The sequence below is a fragment of the Acinetobacter sp. AG3 genome (assembly GCF_022343575.1).
Classification (GTDB): Bacteria; Pseudomonadota; Gammaproteobacteria; order Pseudomonadales; family Moraxellaceae; genus Acinetobacter; species Acinetobacter guillouiae.
This window is the reverse complement of sequence record NZ_JAKQZD010000001.1, coordinates 3,341,440-3,358,744: the sequence shown is the minus strand read 5'-3', so window position 1 is coordinate 3,358,744 and position 17,305 is coordinate 3,341,440. Positions and strand designations below refer to the sequence as shown.

General features: G+C 36.5%; 13 protein-coding genes and 1 CRISPR repeat array. All 13 genes read left to right on the top strand.

Annotated features, from left to right (window positions below):
* Positions 1-65: 65 nt before the first annotated feature.
* Entirely contained in the window at positions 66-650 is a 585-nt protein-coding gene (locus L3V46_RS15520) for a recombinase family protein (protein ID WP_239046192.1), read from the top strand.
* On the top strand, positions 651-917 hold the full coding sequence (locus L3V46_RS15515; RefSeq protein ID WP_004819816.1) for a hypothetical protein: 267 nt from the start codon (positions 651-653) through the stop codon (positions 915-917). It begins immediately after the preceding gene.
* Positions 918-1,549: 632 nt separating this feature from the next.
* Positions 1,550-2,515 carry a type I-F CRISPR-associated endonuclease Cas1f gene (gene cas1f / locus L3V46_RS15510; RefSeq protein WP_239046785.1) on the top strand — a complete coding sequence of 322 codons (966 nt, stop codon included), beginning with the start codon at positions 1,550-1,552 and terminating at the stop codon, positions 2,513-2,515.
* A complete protein-coding gene (cas3f, locus tag L3V46_RS15505; RefSeq protein WP_239046191.1) occupies positions 2,512-5,901 on the top strand; it encodes a type I-F CRISPR-associated helicase Cas3f in 3,390 nt (1,129 codons plus the stop codon). The genes cas1f and cas3f overlap by 4 nt, the downstream gene beginning before the upstream one ends.
* 14 nt (positions 5,902-5,915) lie before the next feature.
* A complete protein-coding gene (gene csy1 / locus L3V46_RS15500) occupies positions 5,916-7,166 on the top strand; it encodes a type I-F CRISPR-associated protein Csy1 (protein ID WP_239046190.1) in 1,251 nt (416 codons plus the stop codon).
* Positions 7,166-8,050 (top strand): type I-F CRISPR-associated protein Csy2, encoded by an 885-nt coding sequence (gene csy2, locus L3V46_RS15495; RefSeq protein ID WP_239046189.1) that lies wholly within the window; start codon positions 7,166-7,168, stop codon positions 8,048-8,050. The genes csy1 and csy2 overlap by 1 nt, the downstream gene beginning before the upstream one ends.
* A 26-nt stretch (positions 8,051-8,076) precedes the next feature.
* Entirely contained in the window at positions 8,077-9,090 is a 1,014-nt protein-coding gene (gene csy3 / locus L3V46_RS15490) for a type I-F CRISPR-associated protein Csy3 (protein WP_239046188.1), read from the top strand.
* A 2-nt stretch (positions 9,091-9,092) separates the two neighbouring features.
* The gene (gene cas6f, locus L3V46_RS15485) at positions 9,093-9,704 is read left to right on the top strand and encodes a type I-F CRISPR-associated endoribonuclease Cas6/Csy4 (RefSeq protein ID WP_239046187.1); all 612 of its coding nucleotides are present in this window, start codon (positions 9,093-9,095) and stop codon (positions 9,702-9,704) included.
* A gap of 131 nt (positions 9,705-9,835) precedes the next feature.
* Positions 9,836-13,348: direct repeats of the CRISPR family, unit length 28 nt; unit sequence GTTCACTGCCGAGTAGGCAGCTTAGAAA.
* 130 nt (positions 13,349-13,478) lie between these two features.
* Entirely contained in the window at positions 13,479-13,706 is a 228-nt protein-coding gene (locus tag L3V46_RS15480; RefSeq protein ID WP_239046186.1) for a DUF2188 domain-containing protein, read from the top strand.
* A 240-nt stretch (positions 13,707-13,946) separates the two neighbouring features.
* Positions 13,947-14,129, top strand: coding sequence for a type II toxin-antitoxin system HicA family toxin (locus L3V46_RS15475; RefSeq protein ID WP_034614022.1), 183 nt, complete (start codon positions 13,947-13,949; stop codon positions 14,127-14,129).
* A 41-nt stretch (positions 14,130-14,170) separates the two neighbouring features.
* Positions 14,171-14,581, top strand: coding sequence for a type II toxin-antitoxin system HicB family antitoxin (locus tag L3V46_RS15470; RefSeq protein ID WP_239046185.1), 411 nt, complete (start codon positions 14,171-14,173; stop codon positions 14,579-14,581).
* Between the two features lie 1,381 nt (positions 14,582-15,962).
* On the top strand, positions 15,963-16,496 hold the full coding sequence (locus L3V46_RS15465; protein WP_004819818.1) for a fimbrial protein: 534 nt from the start codon (positions 15,963-15,965) through the stop codon (positions 16,494-16,496).
* A 79-nt stretch (positions 16,497-16,575) separates the two neighbouring features.
* Entirely contained in the window at positions 16,576-17,304 is a 729-nt protein-coding gene (locus L3V46_RS15460; protein ID WP_004722241.1) for a fimbria/pilus periplasmic chaperone, read from the top strand.
* Position 17,305: the final 1 nt, after the last annotated feature.

Sequence of the window (17,305 nt, the reverse complement as noted above, 5' to 3'; positions counted from 1 at the left end):
TTTATACATATTTGTTTTTCTAAAAAATACTGAATATAACTGTTATTATTTGAAGAGGGCTTATTGTGCGGACTTATGCATACTTCAGAATTGATGAATTCTCAATGGATGAATTTAATTATGCTGACTATATTCTTGGATATGGTTATGAAATACCGAAAAATAGGCTTGTATTTGAACAGGTGAAAATAGGCATACCCCTAGATTTTAGGCATAAACTTATAAATTTGATTAACTATACACTGGAAAGCGGAGATCTTTTATTAATAGATGGAATAGATTCTTTGGGAAGTGATTTTAAAGAGATATATTCGAGTGTCAATTTTATTTTTAAAAAAGGAATACGTTTAGTTTGTTTGGAATTTTCAAAGAAGGAGATTAAAGGAGATATAAAAAAGATTTTTTTTCATTTTCTAAAAATCTGTTCTGATTTCGATGGGAAGCTTCAATCGAACAGAAAGATTGGTAATAAAAATATAAACAAAGTAGGTCGGCCAGAAATTTTGAATAAAACCCAGAAAGATGAGGTTTTAGAAAAATTTAAAAATGGACAAAGTGTCTATTCTTTAGCTAAGCAGTATTCGGTTACAAGTACAGTCATTCAAAGACTACTTTCAAAATCATCAGACAATGTTATTCGTGAGGATTAAATGAATATGAACGTTAAAATGAATAACAAGGCTAAAACAAGTAGATTGGTTGTGGCAAAACAAATGAGCAATCTGGATAAAATATTCGTTGTTCAACTCAAATATTATCTCAATAATAAGTCGAGAGTTATTGATGACGCCAATGAAATTGAAATTAGCTCTGTAAACGGATTGATTGATTATGAAATTCACAAAATCGAGCATGAGGAAAAGAAAATCATTTTTCTATATGGTTCTAGTCCATATGTTATAGATTTAAAAAATTAATTTTTTAATTAATCTTTTGTATGTGAAGAGTTAAGCACTTTTAAGTTTGATGTTATGGTTACTCTTTTTAAATTTATTCTGATTTTTTATAAAAGTAAAATAATAAAATTTAAAATACTTGCTAATAAATATTTTGGGTTTTTAAGTTTTAATTTGGAGTGATTTTATTTTAGATAAAGCCTTTTTTAGTTTAAAATATAGTATTATTTAAGGTGGTAATCTATTGCTTTTATAAAAGGGTTGTTTGGTTTTTATTTTAAATTGGTTTAATTTAATTCAGGTGGTTCTGGTTGGAGTTTATCTTTAAAAGAGATGGGGTTTATGCCTGAATGGTATTTCAAAAATCAAAATATTAAAAGTGCTTAAATTTAAATTATGATGAATTTTTTTTGTTTATGCTGTGTTTTGTTGAAAAGGGATAAAAATCATTTTAAAAATATTGGTATTAAGCCATTTAGGTAGTATTAAAGTGATGCTTAATTTGTTTAAAATGGTTGGAATAGAAGTGTGAGTAAATAGAATGGTGCTTATTAAAAAACGACACAAAATGTCGTTTAAAATAAAAAATAGGTTGGAAATATCGAGACTTTCAATTAAATTGTTTTTATAAAAACTTTATGACCACTAATAATATGGAACAACTTAACCCATCAGACTTAAAAGCTATTCTTCATTCAAAAAGAGCCAATCTCTATTATTTAGAACATGCACGAGTGATGCAAAAAGATGGCCGTGTTTTATATCTAACCGAAGCAAAAAGTGAAAATCAGTATTGGAATATTCCCATTGCCAATACGACAGTGATTTTGTTGGGAACTGGAACGTCGATCACTCAGGCTGCAATGCGGATGCTCTGTAGTGCAGGTGTTTTGGTCGGTTTTTGTGGCGGTGGGGGTACACCTTTATTTTCAGGCAGCGAAGTGGAGTGGTTAACGCCACAAAGTGAATATCGTCCAACTGAGTATATGCAAGGCTGGATGAGCTTTTGGTTTGATGAAAAAAAGCGTTTAGATGTGGCCAAACAGTTTCAGCTTGCGCGGGTTGAATATATGCGTAAAGTTTGGGCAAAAGATCGGGACTTACAAGCAGAAGGATTTTATTTAGATGATCAGGATATTCAGCAGGCTTTAAGTGGTTTTGAAAAGAAGATTCCCAATATGACCAAAGTTGGCGATTTACTTCTTGCAGAAGCGCAGACCACCAAGCAGCTTTATAAAATCGCTGCAACACGTTGTAAACTCAAATTTGAACGAAATGCTGAATATGGTGATTTAGCCAATGACTTCCTCAATCATGGTAATTATTTGGCCTATGGTTTAGCTGCAACTACACTTTGGGTCTTAGGCATTAGTCATTCATTTGCAGTCATGCATGGTAAAACTCGGCGAGGTGCTTTGGTTTTTGATATAGCTGATTTAATTAAAGATGCTGTGGTATTGCCATGGGCATTTATTTGTGCCAAAGAAGGTTTTAAGGAACAAGACTTTAGAGCCTTATTATTACAGAAATTTACCGAGCATAAATGTCTTGATTGGATGTTTGATCAGGTGAAATTACAAGCTTGCAGAAATCATGATGAAAAGGATCAAGCATTATGATCGTAACCTTCATTTCCCAATGCGAAAAGAAAGCACTGTCTCGAACGCGTCGTGTATTGGATGCATTTGCCGACCGAATTGGTGATAACACTTGGCAAACAGTGATTACTGAAGATGGTTTAATTGCAGTAAAAAAACTGCTTAGAAAAACAGTCACAAAAAATACAGCGGTGTCTTGCCATTGGATTCGAGGGAGACGCCGAAGTGAGTTACTGTGGATTGTTGGGAATAGAAATAAGTTTAATGGACAAGGTATTGTTCCTGTAAACACGACCAAGAAAAGCCTTGCTCAAAATAAATGGGAAAATGACTGGCATTATTTGCCTTTAATTAAAGCACTAGTGGCTGTGTCTGCCTTATTACATGATTGGGGCAAGGCAACGGTTTTATTTCAAAAAAAATTATTGGAAAAAAATAATCAGTTTAAAGGTGATCCTTTACGGCATGAGTGGATTTCATGTTTATTGCTAAATGCTTTAGTGCATTCCTCGGGCAATGTTGAGTCAGATGAAGCATGGCTAAAATTATTGATACAACAAAGTTGGGATGAAGAACTTCTCAAGCAAACAATTAGCAAAAACTCAGATCAATCTAAAGTTTTGGACCAACTTCCGCCTTTAGCACAATTGGTTGCATGGTTGATTGTATCGCATCACCGTTTACCTGCGTTAAAAGAAGAACAACGACGCAAAGAGTATGCTGAAGTTAATAAAGAAACGGTTACAAGTTTATTTAAAAGCATTAAAGCAGATTGGGGTTATCAAAATAAATTTGATGAAGATGACTATAAACAGCGATTAAAATTTTGTTTTGAGTTTGATCAAGGGTTATTAAGTCAGTCTACTGAATGGACAAAGCAAATCAAAAAATGGTCAGCACGTTTATTACAAGCATCTGATGCAACAGAACAAATTTTTGCAGATGGAAGCTGGCGGGTCATTTTACATCATGCCCGATTGTGTCTCATGTTAGGCGATCACTATTATTCATCTTGTAATGCTGATAAAAATTGGAAAACCAATTTATCATTAATTGCCAATACTGATCCAAAAACCAAACAAGCCAAACAATTTTTAGATGAGCATCTAGTTCGGGTCAGTGACAATGCTATGCGAGTTGCACAATCATTAAGTCGTTTGGCAGATGAGATGGAACCAGCTTATGATATTCAAAAATTAAAAAGGAAGAGTCCTCAAGGTTTTGAATGGCAAGACCAAGCAGTAAAGGGTATTCAGCAATTTATTCAAAAAAATGAAAGTGCTGTAAATCAAGGCTGGTTTATTGTCAACATGGCGAGTACTGGTAAAGGTAAAACTATTGCCAACGCCAAAATTATGCAAGCCTTATCTAAAGATGCTCAATCATTACGTTATATTCTGGCTTTAGGACTACGGACATTAACTTTACAAACAGGTGATTCTTACCGCCAAGATATTGGTTTAAGTCATGATGAGCTTGCGGTTTTAATTGGCTCAAAAGCCGTTCAGGAATTGCATCATCAAAATACAAAAGAACATCATCAAGATGAATTTCATACTGTAGAAGAAATAGGTTCAGAATCATTAGAAGCGTTATTAGACAATGAACTAGATGATGAGTCTATGCCGCAAGCTGATTTTATGAGTACTCTCTTCCCACAACATCAAGCAGAACGGAATAAAGCTTTTTTATATAAACCAGTTTTAGCCTGTACGATTGACCATATTATGGCTGCTACCGAAACCAAACGTGGCGGAAAATATATTTTACCAAGTTTAAGGCTTTCATCTTCCGATCTAGTGATTGATGAAGTTGATGATTTTAATGGTCAAGACTTAATTGCAATAGCTCGGCTTATACATTTAGCTGGGATGTTAGGTCGAAAAGTAATGATTTCTTCAGCAACGATTCCTCCTGCTTTGGCTGAAGGTTTTTTTAATGCATATCAACAAGGTTGGGCCTTATATTGTGCATTTAAGAAATTAAAGAATGTAGATACTGTTACGATGTGGGTCGATGAGTTTAAAACACAAATTCAAACAATTAATTTGGCTCAGCAAAAAGAGGCAATACAACAATATAAAAATGCACATGATCGCTTTGTAGAAATTCGTGCAGCTGCTTTAAGTAAACAAATAATTAAGCATAAAGCTTATCTTATTGATTGCTCAGATCTTGTTGCAGAAAAAGAAATCCAGCGTTTAGATCAAAGTTTACAAGCTGAATATTTTAAACGGATTCAACAAAATGTTGAACATTTACACCATGACCATCACAGTATAGATGTTAAAACTGGAAAAAAAGTTTCTTTTGGTGTCATACGGGTTGCCAATATTTCCCCATGTGTTGCTTTAACTCGATCTTTGCTTAAGACCGAATGGTCACAAGGTATTACGCCTCGTGTGATGGCATACCATAGCCGTCAAGTTTTATTGTTACGCAGTAAACAAGAACAACATTTAGATCATATTTTAAAACGTAAAGAAAAAGCAGGAGAACAAGCAGCTGCATTTTCAGATGAAGTGATTCGTCGCCATTTAGATTCGACGACTGATGAAAATGTCATTTTTATCTTGGTTGCCACACCTGTGGAAGAGGTGGGCCGAGATCATGATTTTGATTGGGCAATTGTCGAACCCTCTTCTTATCGCTCGATTATCCAATTGTCTGGACGAGTTTTACGACATCGCAAACGAGATGTAGACATTCAAAAACCAAACATTGCCTTATTGCAATATAACTTAAAAGGCTTGCACCGAGCTAAAGTTGCCTTTGAGAAACCTGGCTTTGAAGTTAATTCTGCTAAAGGAAACTTTATATTAGAAACAAAAAATTTATCAGAATTGATTGATCCTGAACATTTACAGCAAATTAATGCCATTCCAAGAATCAAAGCAAATCAGCCACTTCAATCCATAAAAAAATTGGCAGATTTAGAGCATGCTGTAATGACAGATGCCTTAACTTCATATAACAAAGTCGGCTCAAAACCACTCAATGCTTGGTTAACACAAAAATGGTTTTTAACAGCGTTGCCTCAGCAATTTAATCCGTTTAGGCAAAGTTCAGCCAATATTCAGCTTTTCGCAATCTGGAAAAATCACAGACTTATATTTTGTGAAAAAGATGATTTTGGGAGGTATATTGATCGAAGTGGTTTATACAAGATTCGCGAGATTGACTATTCTAAATTGAGTGAATTAGAACAACAACGATTATGGTTGAATCGAGATTATCACGACATCTTACGTCGTTTAGCACTTGATAAATTTCCTGAAAATGAAGATATTGAGGAAAAGATAGAAAGATTATCAGAGCGTTATGGGGAGATTATGCTGCCCGAATATGACGAAGATAAGCAACTTATATATTCAGAACAGTTTGGACTTGTTGTTTTAGATCAATAATTAAAGAGGGAAGCATGACACAATATATTCATCATTTTTTAAATGAACGAAAAGATCTTTGGTTGAAAGACCGTTTAAAAAAAGCAGAAAGTGAAACTGTAATTGCAGAATTACAACGTCAAGCAGATGATAAATTTAGTTTGAAAGTGTGGTTACCTGACGCAGCAAAACGTGTTGCGCAGCTTTTTATGGTCAGTCATCCAAGTAAATTTAGTCATCCAAGCGCAAAAACGTCAAGTGTTATTGCTCTAGCGAAACAGCAGAATGATGGTTATTTACGCAGCGGAAATGTGAACTATTCATTCGATGTATTTGGCAATGCGGCTGCAATGGACGTATTTAAATTTTTATCTTTACCGCTGACAGAAAAACTTACGGTATTAGAAGGTTTTGAACAACAAGATGAAGATTTAAAAAAGCTGCTTATGGATGATAATTTAGATTTTGAGTCATTCAGCGCAGCATTTTTAAAAATAAAGGCAACAGATACATCAGTAAAAACTGATCACTTAGTGAAGCAGGTTTATTTTCCCATTGATCAGGATGAATACCATTTATTGTCGATCTTAACACCATCAGGATTGGTGACTAGATTAAAGCAAACAATAGATGAAATACGTTTTTCAGAGGCAACTAAACAAGCCAAAGAATTTCGTAAGAAAAAAGAGCATCATACAGAGGGATACGCCGATATTTATGAGCTTACAGTAACTGCGTATGGCGGTACACAACCTCAAAATGTCAGTGTTTTAAATAGTCAAAATGCAGGGCGAGCTTATTTATTATCTAGTTGCCCACCAGTGCTTGAAAAAAGAGCAATTCGACTACCGAAAACAGATTTTTTTGCACAATGTTTATATCGAAAGAACTATCAGGAAAGTTTTGTTCAATTGCATAAATTTATGCAGTTGGATCTAAATAATATTGATATTCGCACTGCTATACGAAATATTATTCAGTTTGTTGTTGATCAAATATTAGTACAAGCACATAGAACTAGAGAATATTCAGTTGAAGGCTGGTCAAATCAGACTTATTACTTAAACCTACCTAAACTTCAGCGTATGTGGTTGGATAGCATTTATAGCGCAGAGAGGGAAGATGATACTGATTGGCGTGATGAGTTAAGCCGAGAAATTGCACGCTGGATAGTACGAAGCTATGAAAAACTAATTAGTGATGCCTATACCTTGGGGACTGCTGAGTTGCTTGATGTAAAACTACGGGTTGAAAAGTCGTTGCAACAAGCAAAGGAGTATTTTTAATGCGTCATTTTTTATTGATTCCTCATTTAAAGCTTCACAATGCCAATGCAATGAGTAGTCCTTATACCATTGGATTTCCAGCGATGACGGCTTGGCTGGGCGCAGTCCATGCCTTGCAGCGTAAGTTAAAAAGTAAAAACTATGACATTTCTTTAAACAAAGTGGCGGTGAGTTGTCATGACTTTAATTTGCAAACCTATAAAGGGCGAGGAGATTTTGTTCATTCGATCGTAGCTACAGCGAATCCTTTAGATAAAGATGGTAGTAGACCAGCTTTTATTGAAGAAGCACGTTGTCATTTGGAGGTGTCTCTTTTAATTGAATGTCAAAGTATAGATCCAGATGAAAAAGAACAATTTTTAGAGGATGTTTATAAGCTTATTTGTAGTATGAAGTTTGCCAGTGGAGATGTTTTAGATGTTAAAAACTGCCAAATACTGCAATTTGATGAAGATGAACATCAGGATCGGGAATTAAAGCCAATTTTAAATAAATTGATGCTTGGACATGTGTTGATTGAACGTCGAGATTTAATGATCGAAAGTATGAATGAAGGTAAAAATGCTTTGGATGCTATTTTAGATTATTTAAAAGTCACACACAGTTCTGAGATTGATGATGACGATAAAGTGATATGGGCATCAAAACGAAAAGTACAGGGGTGGTTAGTTCCAATTGCCGTAGGCTTTCAGGGGATTTCTGATTTGGGGCAGGCGAAAAATCAACGTGATGCCAGTACACCGCATCGTTTTGCTGAAAGTGTTCTTACATTAGGCGAATTTGTAATGCCTTATCGTATAGAACATATTGATCAATTGTTATGGCAATATCATGTTGACTTAGAAAACAATTTATATCTTTGCCAAAACATCACAACAAACTAATTTGATATCAAAAAGAGGAAAAACTCATGGCTAAAAATGAAAAAGCGGTTGCAAGTGTGCTCGCATTTGAAAAGAAACTTGTCCCATCTGATGGTTATCTCTATGGTACGAGTTGGGAGAAACGCACTGAACAAACAGCATTAAAACTAATCGAAAAATCAGTGCGAGGGACAATTTCAAATCGCTTAAAACCCGCTGTAGCAAGTGATCCATTAAAATTAAATGCAGAAGTTGAAAAGGCAAATTTACAAAAAGTAGATGCATGTGCTTTAGGTGAAAATCAAGATACTCTAAAAGTTTCATTCACTCTTAAAGTTTTAGGTGGTGTTGAAAATCCATCTGCTTGTAATAACGAAAGTTTTTTAAATTCATATCAAGCTGCTGCTAAAAATTATATTGAGCAATATGGCTTTAATGAGCTCGCTAAACGTTATGCATTAAATATAGCAAATGCGCGTTTTTTATGGCGTAACCGTGTAGGCGCTGAAAAAGTTGAAGTTGTTGTAACGATTAATGATCAACCTGCGATTACATTTAATGCATTAGCATATCCATTAAATAATTTTGATCAAGCGGATGAAAAAGTACAAGTTTTAGCAGATCAGATTGCAAAGGCATTAAAAGGTGAAACAGCTTATTTATTGATTAAAGTTGATGCTTATGCACTGGTGGGTAAAGCTCAGGAAGTTTATCCAAGTGAAGAGTTAGTACTAGATAAAGGTAAGGGAGACAAAAGTAAAATTCTTTATCAGGTTAATGATGTTGCAGCAATGCATTCTCAAAAAATAGGGAATGCATTACGTACTATTGATACGTGGTACCCTGAATTTGATGAGAAAAAAACGGCAATTGCAATTGAACCATATGGAGCCGTAACCAATCTTGGAAAAGCCTACCGTACACCAAAAGACAAAAAAGACTTTTTTACCTTATTCGATAAATATGCTTTAGGTGAATCTTTAGAGAATACAGAGCAAGAACATTATGTTATGGCTGTTTTAGTTCGTGGTGGTGTATTTGGTCAAAGTGCTAAGGACTAATAATGAAATGTTATCAAGAAATCACACTGATTGATCAGGCTGAGATTTCGCCATATTTTCTTTGGTCAAAAATCTATACCCAGCTGCATATCGCTTTTGCTGAACAGACGGATGAGCAGCAAAAGATCCGTTTTGGTGTATCTTTTCCTCAATATGTTTACGAGAAGATAGAAGGCAAGAAATCTCGTATTGGTATTGGTAAAAAAATACGCATATTTGCCCAATCAGAAGCAGCACTGGAAACGTTGAATATAAGAAAATGGTTAGATCGGTTTCCTGATTATGTGCATATCACAGGTGTGCGGCCCGTTCCTGAAAAAGTAACGGGTTACGCAGTTTATAAACGTAAACAAGTTAAAACCAACGCTGAGCGTTTGGCTCGCCATCGAGTGAAAAAAGGAGATATTGGCTTTGAAGAAGCATTGAGCCGTTATCTTCAAGTAGTGACAACAACTGATTTACCTTATGTACAGATGCTAAGTTTAAGCACATCGGATGAACAAGATAAAAAGCGTTTTAAGCTATTTATAGAAAAGCAAATCACTGAAAAATCTGAAACTCAGGTTTTTAGTACATATGGGTTAAGTTCTGTGTCTACAGTACCTGAGTTTTAACCTAATATTTTTTCACTCTTTAACAGTTTAATAAAATCAATAAGTTATGATTGTGGGTTAAAACTTTGGTCTTTTATAGGTTTTTAGTCTTAACTCACTGTTATAACTTTATTTTTTGCTTTAAAATTATTGTTCACTGCCGAGTAGGCAGCTTAGAAAGAGATTCAAGCAATGGAAATTCAGATGCTAGAGTTCACTGCCGAGTAGGCAGCTTAGAAATTGGGTTGGAACCATGGTGAGAATGAAAAGTGGTTCACTGCCGAGTAGGCAGCTTAGAAACAGTTGTGGGCGCATGGTGGCGAGAAAGGTTATGTTCACTGCCGAGTAGGCAGCTTAGAAAAAATGAGGCGCCACTTTGACCAAGTGCAACAGGTTCACTGCCGAGTAGGCAGCTTAGAAAGTCCAATTCACCAATGTTCCACTTGTTTGAGAGTTCACTGCCGAGTAGGCAGCTTAGAAAATACTGTTGCAAGCATATAGGCAGCTTGTGGAGTTCACTGCCGAGTAGGCAGCTTAGAAAAGTAAATACAAATCCGTTTCTGCCTACAGCACGTTCACTGCCGAGTAGGCAGCTTAGAAATGTATTGGTTCGTACACGTTTAACAGATACCAGTTCACTGCCGAGTAGGCAGCTTAGAAATTTTAGACCATGCACACAAGCATAATGAATGTGTTCACTGCCGAGTAGGCAGCTTAGAAATATCATGGTCTTTACCCTCTTTATTACCAACAGTTCACTGCCGAGTAGGCAGCTTAGAAACACTAAAGCCGGGGGCGGTTGGATCTTCGGAAGTTCACTGCCGAGTAGGCAGCTTAGAAATCTAAAATCATAAAAGCATAACCATCTTTTTCGTTCACTGCCGAGTAGGCAGCTTAGAAATATAGAACTTATAATAGAACCCGAAAGGGCATGTTCACTGCCGAGTAGGCAGCTTAGAAAATATAGATCATAAAAGTTGTTTCAATGCCATCGTTCACTGCCGAGTAGGCAGCTTAGAAACAAAGCACACAGATTAATGTGGTTAAACCTAGGTTCACTGCCGAGTAGGCAGCTTAGAAATAGCGGAAGATTGCGGTGTAGACCGTAAAACAGTTCACTGCCGAGTAGGCAGCTTAGAAATAGTCAGTGAATATTGGTATAGACGATGGGTTGTTCACTGCCGAGTAGGCAGCTTAGAAATGTGCAATTGCCTTAGCATTTTCTTCTATCGTGTTCACTGCCGAGTAGGCAGCTTAGAAAATAAGGCAATTTCACAGCGATATAATTTTCACGTTCACTGCCGAGTAGGCAGCTTAGAAATGTTGACGTTGTTCTTCTGTTAGTGCATAGATGTTCACTGCCGAGTAGGCAGCTTAGAAAAATATCGAGCGTTTAGGATGGCAGTTATCACAGTTCACTGCCGAGTAGGCAGCTTAGAAAATCGTTGATGAAGCTACTCGCCCTCTTAAAATGTTCACTGCCGAGTAGGCAGCTTAGAAATTGAATGTGAATCCCTTGGGTTTTAGATCCAGGTTCACTGCCGAGTAGGCAGCTTAGAAAAAGATACCAGTCCCGTTGGATCAGTGACTATGTGTTCACTGCCGAGTAGGCAGCTTAGAAAATCTGAAAGTTTTATGTTCTTATCTTCAGATTGTTCACTGCCGAGTAGGCAGCTTAGAAAAATGTCTGATCAAATTTTTAAAATCTTGAAAGGTTCACTGCCGAGTAGGCAGCTTAGAAAAGGTTAATTCGGCTGAATATTACTGACAATCGGTTCACTGCCGAGTAGGCAGCTTAGAAAAGAATTTGAACGTGACTTATCAGCAAGTAAAAGTTCACTGCCGCATAGGCAGCTTAGAAAAGCATGAAAGCCTTTTATACCCTTTAGCAGTCGTTCACTGCCACATAGGCAGCTTAGAAAGTCTAGTACTAAAATTGGACTAATCAGTTGATGTTCACTGCTACATAGGCAGCTTAGAAAAACACCCAAAGCCACAGACTCGACACGAAAGGGTTCACTGCCACATAGGCAGCTTAGAAATTTGAAATTATTGCAAGGTCATAACGTTTATGGTTCACTGCTGAGTAGGCAGCTTAGAAAAGAATATGGAGAGTCTACGTGAATAGAACCACGTTCACTGCCGAGTAGGCAGCTTAGAAACCCCACATAACACCTCGCCAAAAACTGCAACAGTTCACTGCCGCATAGGCAGCTTAGAAAAATGTGAAAAGAAAACTAAAATATTCCCACCAGTTCACTGCCACATAGGCAGCTTAGAAAGCATCATCATAAATGGCAGCTACTGTAAAAGGGTTCACTGCCACATAGGCAGCTTAGAAAACTATAAATTAAACGTCTTTTTGAGTTCGGAAGTTCACTGCCACATAGGCAGCATAGAAATGTAGGTTTAGATTATGCATTGGTAAATGAATGTTAACTGCCGAGTAGGCAGCTTAGAAAATTAGACTTGTTAGGTTGATCAATGAATTTCTGTTCACTGCCGAGTAGGCAGCTTAGAAAAATTCAATGTGAAGTACAACACTGATAAATCTGTTCACTGCCGAGTAGGCAGCTTAGAAAACCCAGCTCATGCAGGAATGTTGGTATGGCACGTTCATTGCCGAGTAGGCAGCTTAGAAAATCCAATGCTGGCGGTTTCGGTGATATTAAATGTTCACTGCCGAGTAGGCAGCTTAGAAAAACACCAGAAGATGTTAAACAATTACGCATTGGTTCACTGCCGAGTAGGCAGCTTAGAAAGTTAACTGACATAAGAGTTGATAAATTTTTTCGTTCACTGCCGAGTAGGCAGCTTAGAAATGTTTGTATTGGTATTGGTCGAAGCAAGACAGGTTCACTGCCGAGTAGGCAGCTTAGAAATGAAACAGTATCTCGTTGGGTTTATGAGTTGAGTTTACTGCCGAGTAGGCAGCTTAGAAATTAACGGGAAGCACGACTTGTATTGGGATAAAGTTCACTGCCGAGTAGGCAGCTTAGAAAATTTTCAAACACAAAATCGTATTCAGTCCAAAAGTTCACTACCGAGTAGGCAGCTTAGAAAGGTACTTAAAAATTAAGGTGCAGTATTCGCCGATTCACTGCCGAGTAGGCAGCTTAGAAATCACATCAATTCATTGGTGTGGCAATAAGGCTGTTCACTGCCACATAGGCAGCTTAGAAATTCTGAAAGTGTGTGATTCTTTAAATCTTGGAGTTCACTGCCGCATAGGCAGCTTAGAAATTCTGGCGAAGCTGGATCAAAGCCCATAATGAGTTCACTGCCGAGTAGGCAGCTTAGAAAACAAAAAAATAAATCTTCGTTATCCCAAGCATGTTCACTGCCAAGTAGGCAGCTTAGAAATAAATTCACACCATTGAATGGTACAGCAGGGCGTTTACTGCTACATAGGCAGCTTAGAAAGAATGCACAAACGATTCTTGAAGCAATTGATGAGTTCACTGCTGAGTAAGCAGTTTAGAAAATGTGTTCAGCGGTAAAAGTGGTCTTGGTTTCTGTTAACTGCCAAGTAGGCAGCTTAGAAATATCGAGTCAATCCCGATTCAGGGTTGGAAGAGTTCACTGCCGAATAGGCAGCTTAGGAATGTGCAAGAATTCTATAAACCGAAATATATTGGTTCACTGTAGCATAGGTATGGGTAGGATGTTTGGTCAGTTGAAAAGATGATTTTGATATTAAAGAAATACATTATAGGTTGAACTTTATTTTTGCTTATTTTATATTTAGATAAATTGAACAATATTTGTTCTATTTATCTAAGGAGAGGTTAAAAAATGTCTAATAAATCGATGCATGTTGTGTCAAATCCAAAAGGTGGTTGGGATATTAAACAAAGTGGAGGAGAAAGATCATCTGGTCATTTTGATACAAAACAAGATGCGATTGATCGTGCTAGGACTATTAGTGAGAATCAACAAACTGAGTTAGTTATTCATAATAAAGATGGAAAAATTTCACAGAAGGATAGTCATGGAAAAGATCCATTTCCCCCTAAAGGATAATAGTACTTTCTACTAAATTAGTAGCTTAGAAATATAAAGTATTCCTTTATAGGTTTGTTTACTGCCATATAGGCAGCTTAGAAAATAAAGATTGGCAGCAACAAAAAATCTTGTTTAGTTGATTGTGGAAAGGTTTGGGATTGCAGGTTGGTTAGAAATATTTTTTAAAATAACTTTGGGGTTGTTGAATTAATATAACTCTGGGGTTATATTTTACTCATCAAGGCAGATGGAGTTGAAATGAAAAGTCTGGAATTGATTAAGATGATTGAAGCAGACGGTTGGTATGAGGTTAGGGTTAAAGGTAGTCACCACCATTTTAAACACCCCACCAAAGAAGGTCTGGTCACAGTACCTCACCCTAAAAAAGATTTACCAACTGGAACTGTTAAAAGCATTTTAAAGCAAGCAGGTCTTGAGTGACCCACTGCATCCAAACTTCATTTTCTCCAAAAGAGGTGAGTATGTTATATCCAATTGCAGTAGAAAAAGGCTCGAATGATGAAGCCTATGGCGTGATTGTTCCTGATATTCAGGGATGTTTCTCTGGGGGAGATACTTTTGAAGAAGCATTAAGCAATGCGAAAGAAGCAATTGCAGATCATTTGGAGATTCTTGCAGAAGATGGCAAAAATATTCCTTTGGCATCAGAAGTGAGTAAATTTCTTAACGATGAAGAGTTTAAAGGCTTTATCTGGGCAGTTGTAGATGTTGATGTGAACCGTTATTTAGGTAAGGCTGAAAAAATTAATGTCACTTTACCAAGTCGCTTAATTTATCTCATAGATGATAAAGTGGGTAAAGATAAGCAGTATAAATCCCGTTCTGCATTTTTAGCAGCTGGTGCCGAAAAAATATTGCAAGCTTCATCATAGCTAACCAAAAGACCCACTCAATTGAGTGGGTTTCTGAATATTTAAAGAAAAGAGAATGAGTATTAAAACTAATACTCAGCAAGAGGCAAAACATTTTTAGAAAGATCACTGTTCACTGCCACATAGGCAGCTTAGAAAATGAAATTGTCGTCCATACCAAGAAGCTACACGTTCACTGCCGAGTAGGCAGCTTAGAAAGAGCGAAAAGCTGGGCAGGATGTTGGAACTTCTGTTCACTGCCGAGTAGGCAGCTTAGAAATGATTCATCGTCTAATTGATCTGTAGTGTAAGGTTCACTGCCGCATAGGCAGCTTAGAAATAGACGAGATAACGGCTGGGTCATGCGTCCAAGTTCACTGCCACATAGGCAGCTTAGAAAAACACTGGTGGGAATACTTTGCAATAACGCAAGTTCACTGCCACATAGGCAGCTTAGAAAAGCCGAAGCTGAATTGATTTTTGATGGGGATTGTTCACTGCCGAGCAGGCAGCTTAGAAATGTAGGTTTAGATTATGCATTGGTAAATGAATGTTAACTGCCGAGTAGGCAGCTTAGAAATCAAATAGTAAGTAATGAAACAAGAAAACTACGTTCACTGCCGCATAGGCAGCTTAGAAACAGTCAAGACCTACAATATTGTTTTCTACTGGATTCACTGTCGAGTAGGCAGCTTAGAAATGTAGACGGTTTCTACCACCACAGTCGTGCTAGTCCACTGCCATACAGGCAGCTTAAAAGAAGCCAACACAACACATATTAATATGTTAACTATTTCACATTTTAATTGGAAAAAATATTTATATGATTTTTAACATTAAAAAAGTAGAATATTATATAGAAAAATAAAAATATTCATTCCTTAAGCTCATATATAAACATCATCATTGGGCATGTTAACTGGGCGATTTGTCAAACATTGGTCAGTGGAAATTCTAAATTTAAGCGAAATATCAATCAGTAAAATAGTCGTTAAAGCATTGCTGCTCATTGGTCTTTTAGCTTTATAAGGGGGCGAGGGGGAGTTGTGATATCGCTGTTTTTTGCCTGAATTTCAAAGCAAATTTTCTTAATCAAATGACATAAAACGATGATTTATACTCATGTGACTAATTTAAAATTTATGCTGAAATAACGTGAATTTTGTTTTTATGTAAAAAATTTACAAAAAAAAATATTTTAAATAAAACTGAAATATGAATGTAATAAATATTTAATATATTGAAATTTATAATAAAAATATTTTTCTCAAAAAATACAAATTTATATACACTTGTATCTATTTTATACACAAAGTGTGACTTTGTTTACATTTTTATCTCAGTGTGCATAATACCCATCGATCTAAACGAATCATTTTTTTGTCTGTATAGGATACTTGGTATGAAAAATACTTTTTTAGCAGCATCAGTTTCAATTTTAGCAATGTCTAGTGCTTTTGCAGCAGACGGCACAATCACAATCAATGGTCTAGTAACTGACAAAACTTGTGATATCGTAACTCCACAAGGTAAAGATTTCACAGTAACGCTTCCTACAGTATCTAAGCAAACTCTTGCTAAAACTGGTGATATCGCGGGCCGTACGCCATTCACAATCAACTTGGCTAACTGCTCTGAAGGCAAAGTTGCAACTTATTTTGAACCAGGTTCAACAGTTGATTTTGGTACTGGTCGTTTAAATAACACAGATGCAACTGGCGCGAAAAACGTTCAAGTTCAATTGTTAGGTTCAAATAACCAATTCATTCCTGTACTTGCTGCGGGTGCTTCTGGCGCGCAAACTAACTCTCAATGGGTAGATGTTGCGGACAAAGGTGCAGCTGATCTTAATTACTATGCTGAATATTATGCAACTGATGCATCTGCTGCTGGTAAAGTAACAACGTCTGTTCAATATACTATTATCTATCAATAATTTTTTATTGAATGGTACGGAGCTAGGTTGTCTAGCAACCTAGCTCTTTTACTTTATTTTAGATATAGAGATAATCGTTATGTTCTTGAATCATTCCTTTCTTAAAAAAGGTTTACTCGCATTTTTAATTCCGTTTGGTGCAGCGAATGCTGAAATCATCATTCATGGTACTCGTGTTATCTATCCATCTGATGCACGTGAAATTACTTTACAGGTAAGTAATAACGGAAATAATCCTGCATTGGTTCAAGCATGGATTGATGAGGGAGATGCGAAATCTACGCCAGATCAATCGAAAGCGCCTTTTATGATTACACCGCCTATATCGCGTGTGGAAGCTAAAAAAGGGCAGTCTTTACGTATTACCAGTTTGCCAAATGCAAATGAGTTAAGTAAAACTCAAGAAACGCTCTTTTGGTTAAATATTCTCGATATCCCACCAAAACCTTCTGCGAAAGATCAGAATGTTGTACCAGATAACTTTTTACAACTTGCGATTCGATCGCGTATTAAGTTTTTTTATCGCCCAGCTGGACTTAAAGAAGATGTCGCTTTGGCACCTGAAAAATTACAGTGGAGCAATAACGGTACTCAGTTAACCGTAAAAAACCCAACACCATTTCATATTACCTTGACTTCTATTATGCAAGATCAATCAGGCAAACGCGTTGATTTGATTTCACAAGGTTTAATGTTGAAACCATTTTCTGATGGAACGGTGAGTTTAAAAAATTCCAATGTCGCTAAGATGACCTTTACCACAATCAATGATTATGGTGGTCGTGTAGAGCGAAATATTAAATTTTAAT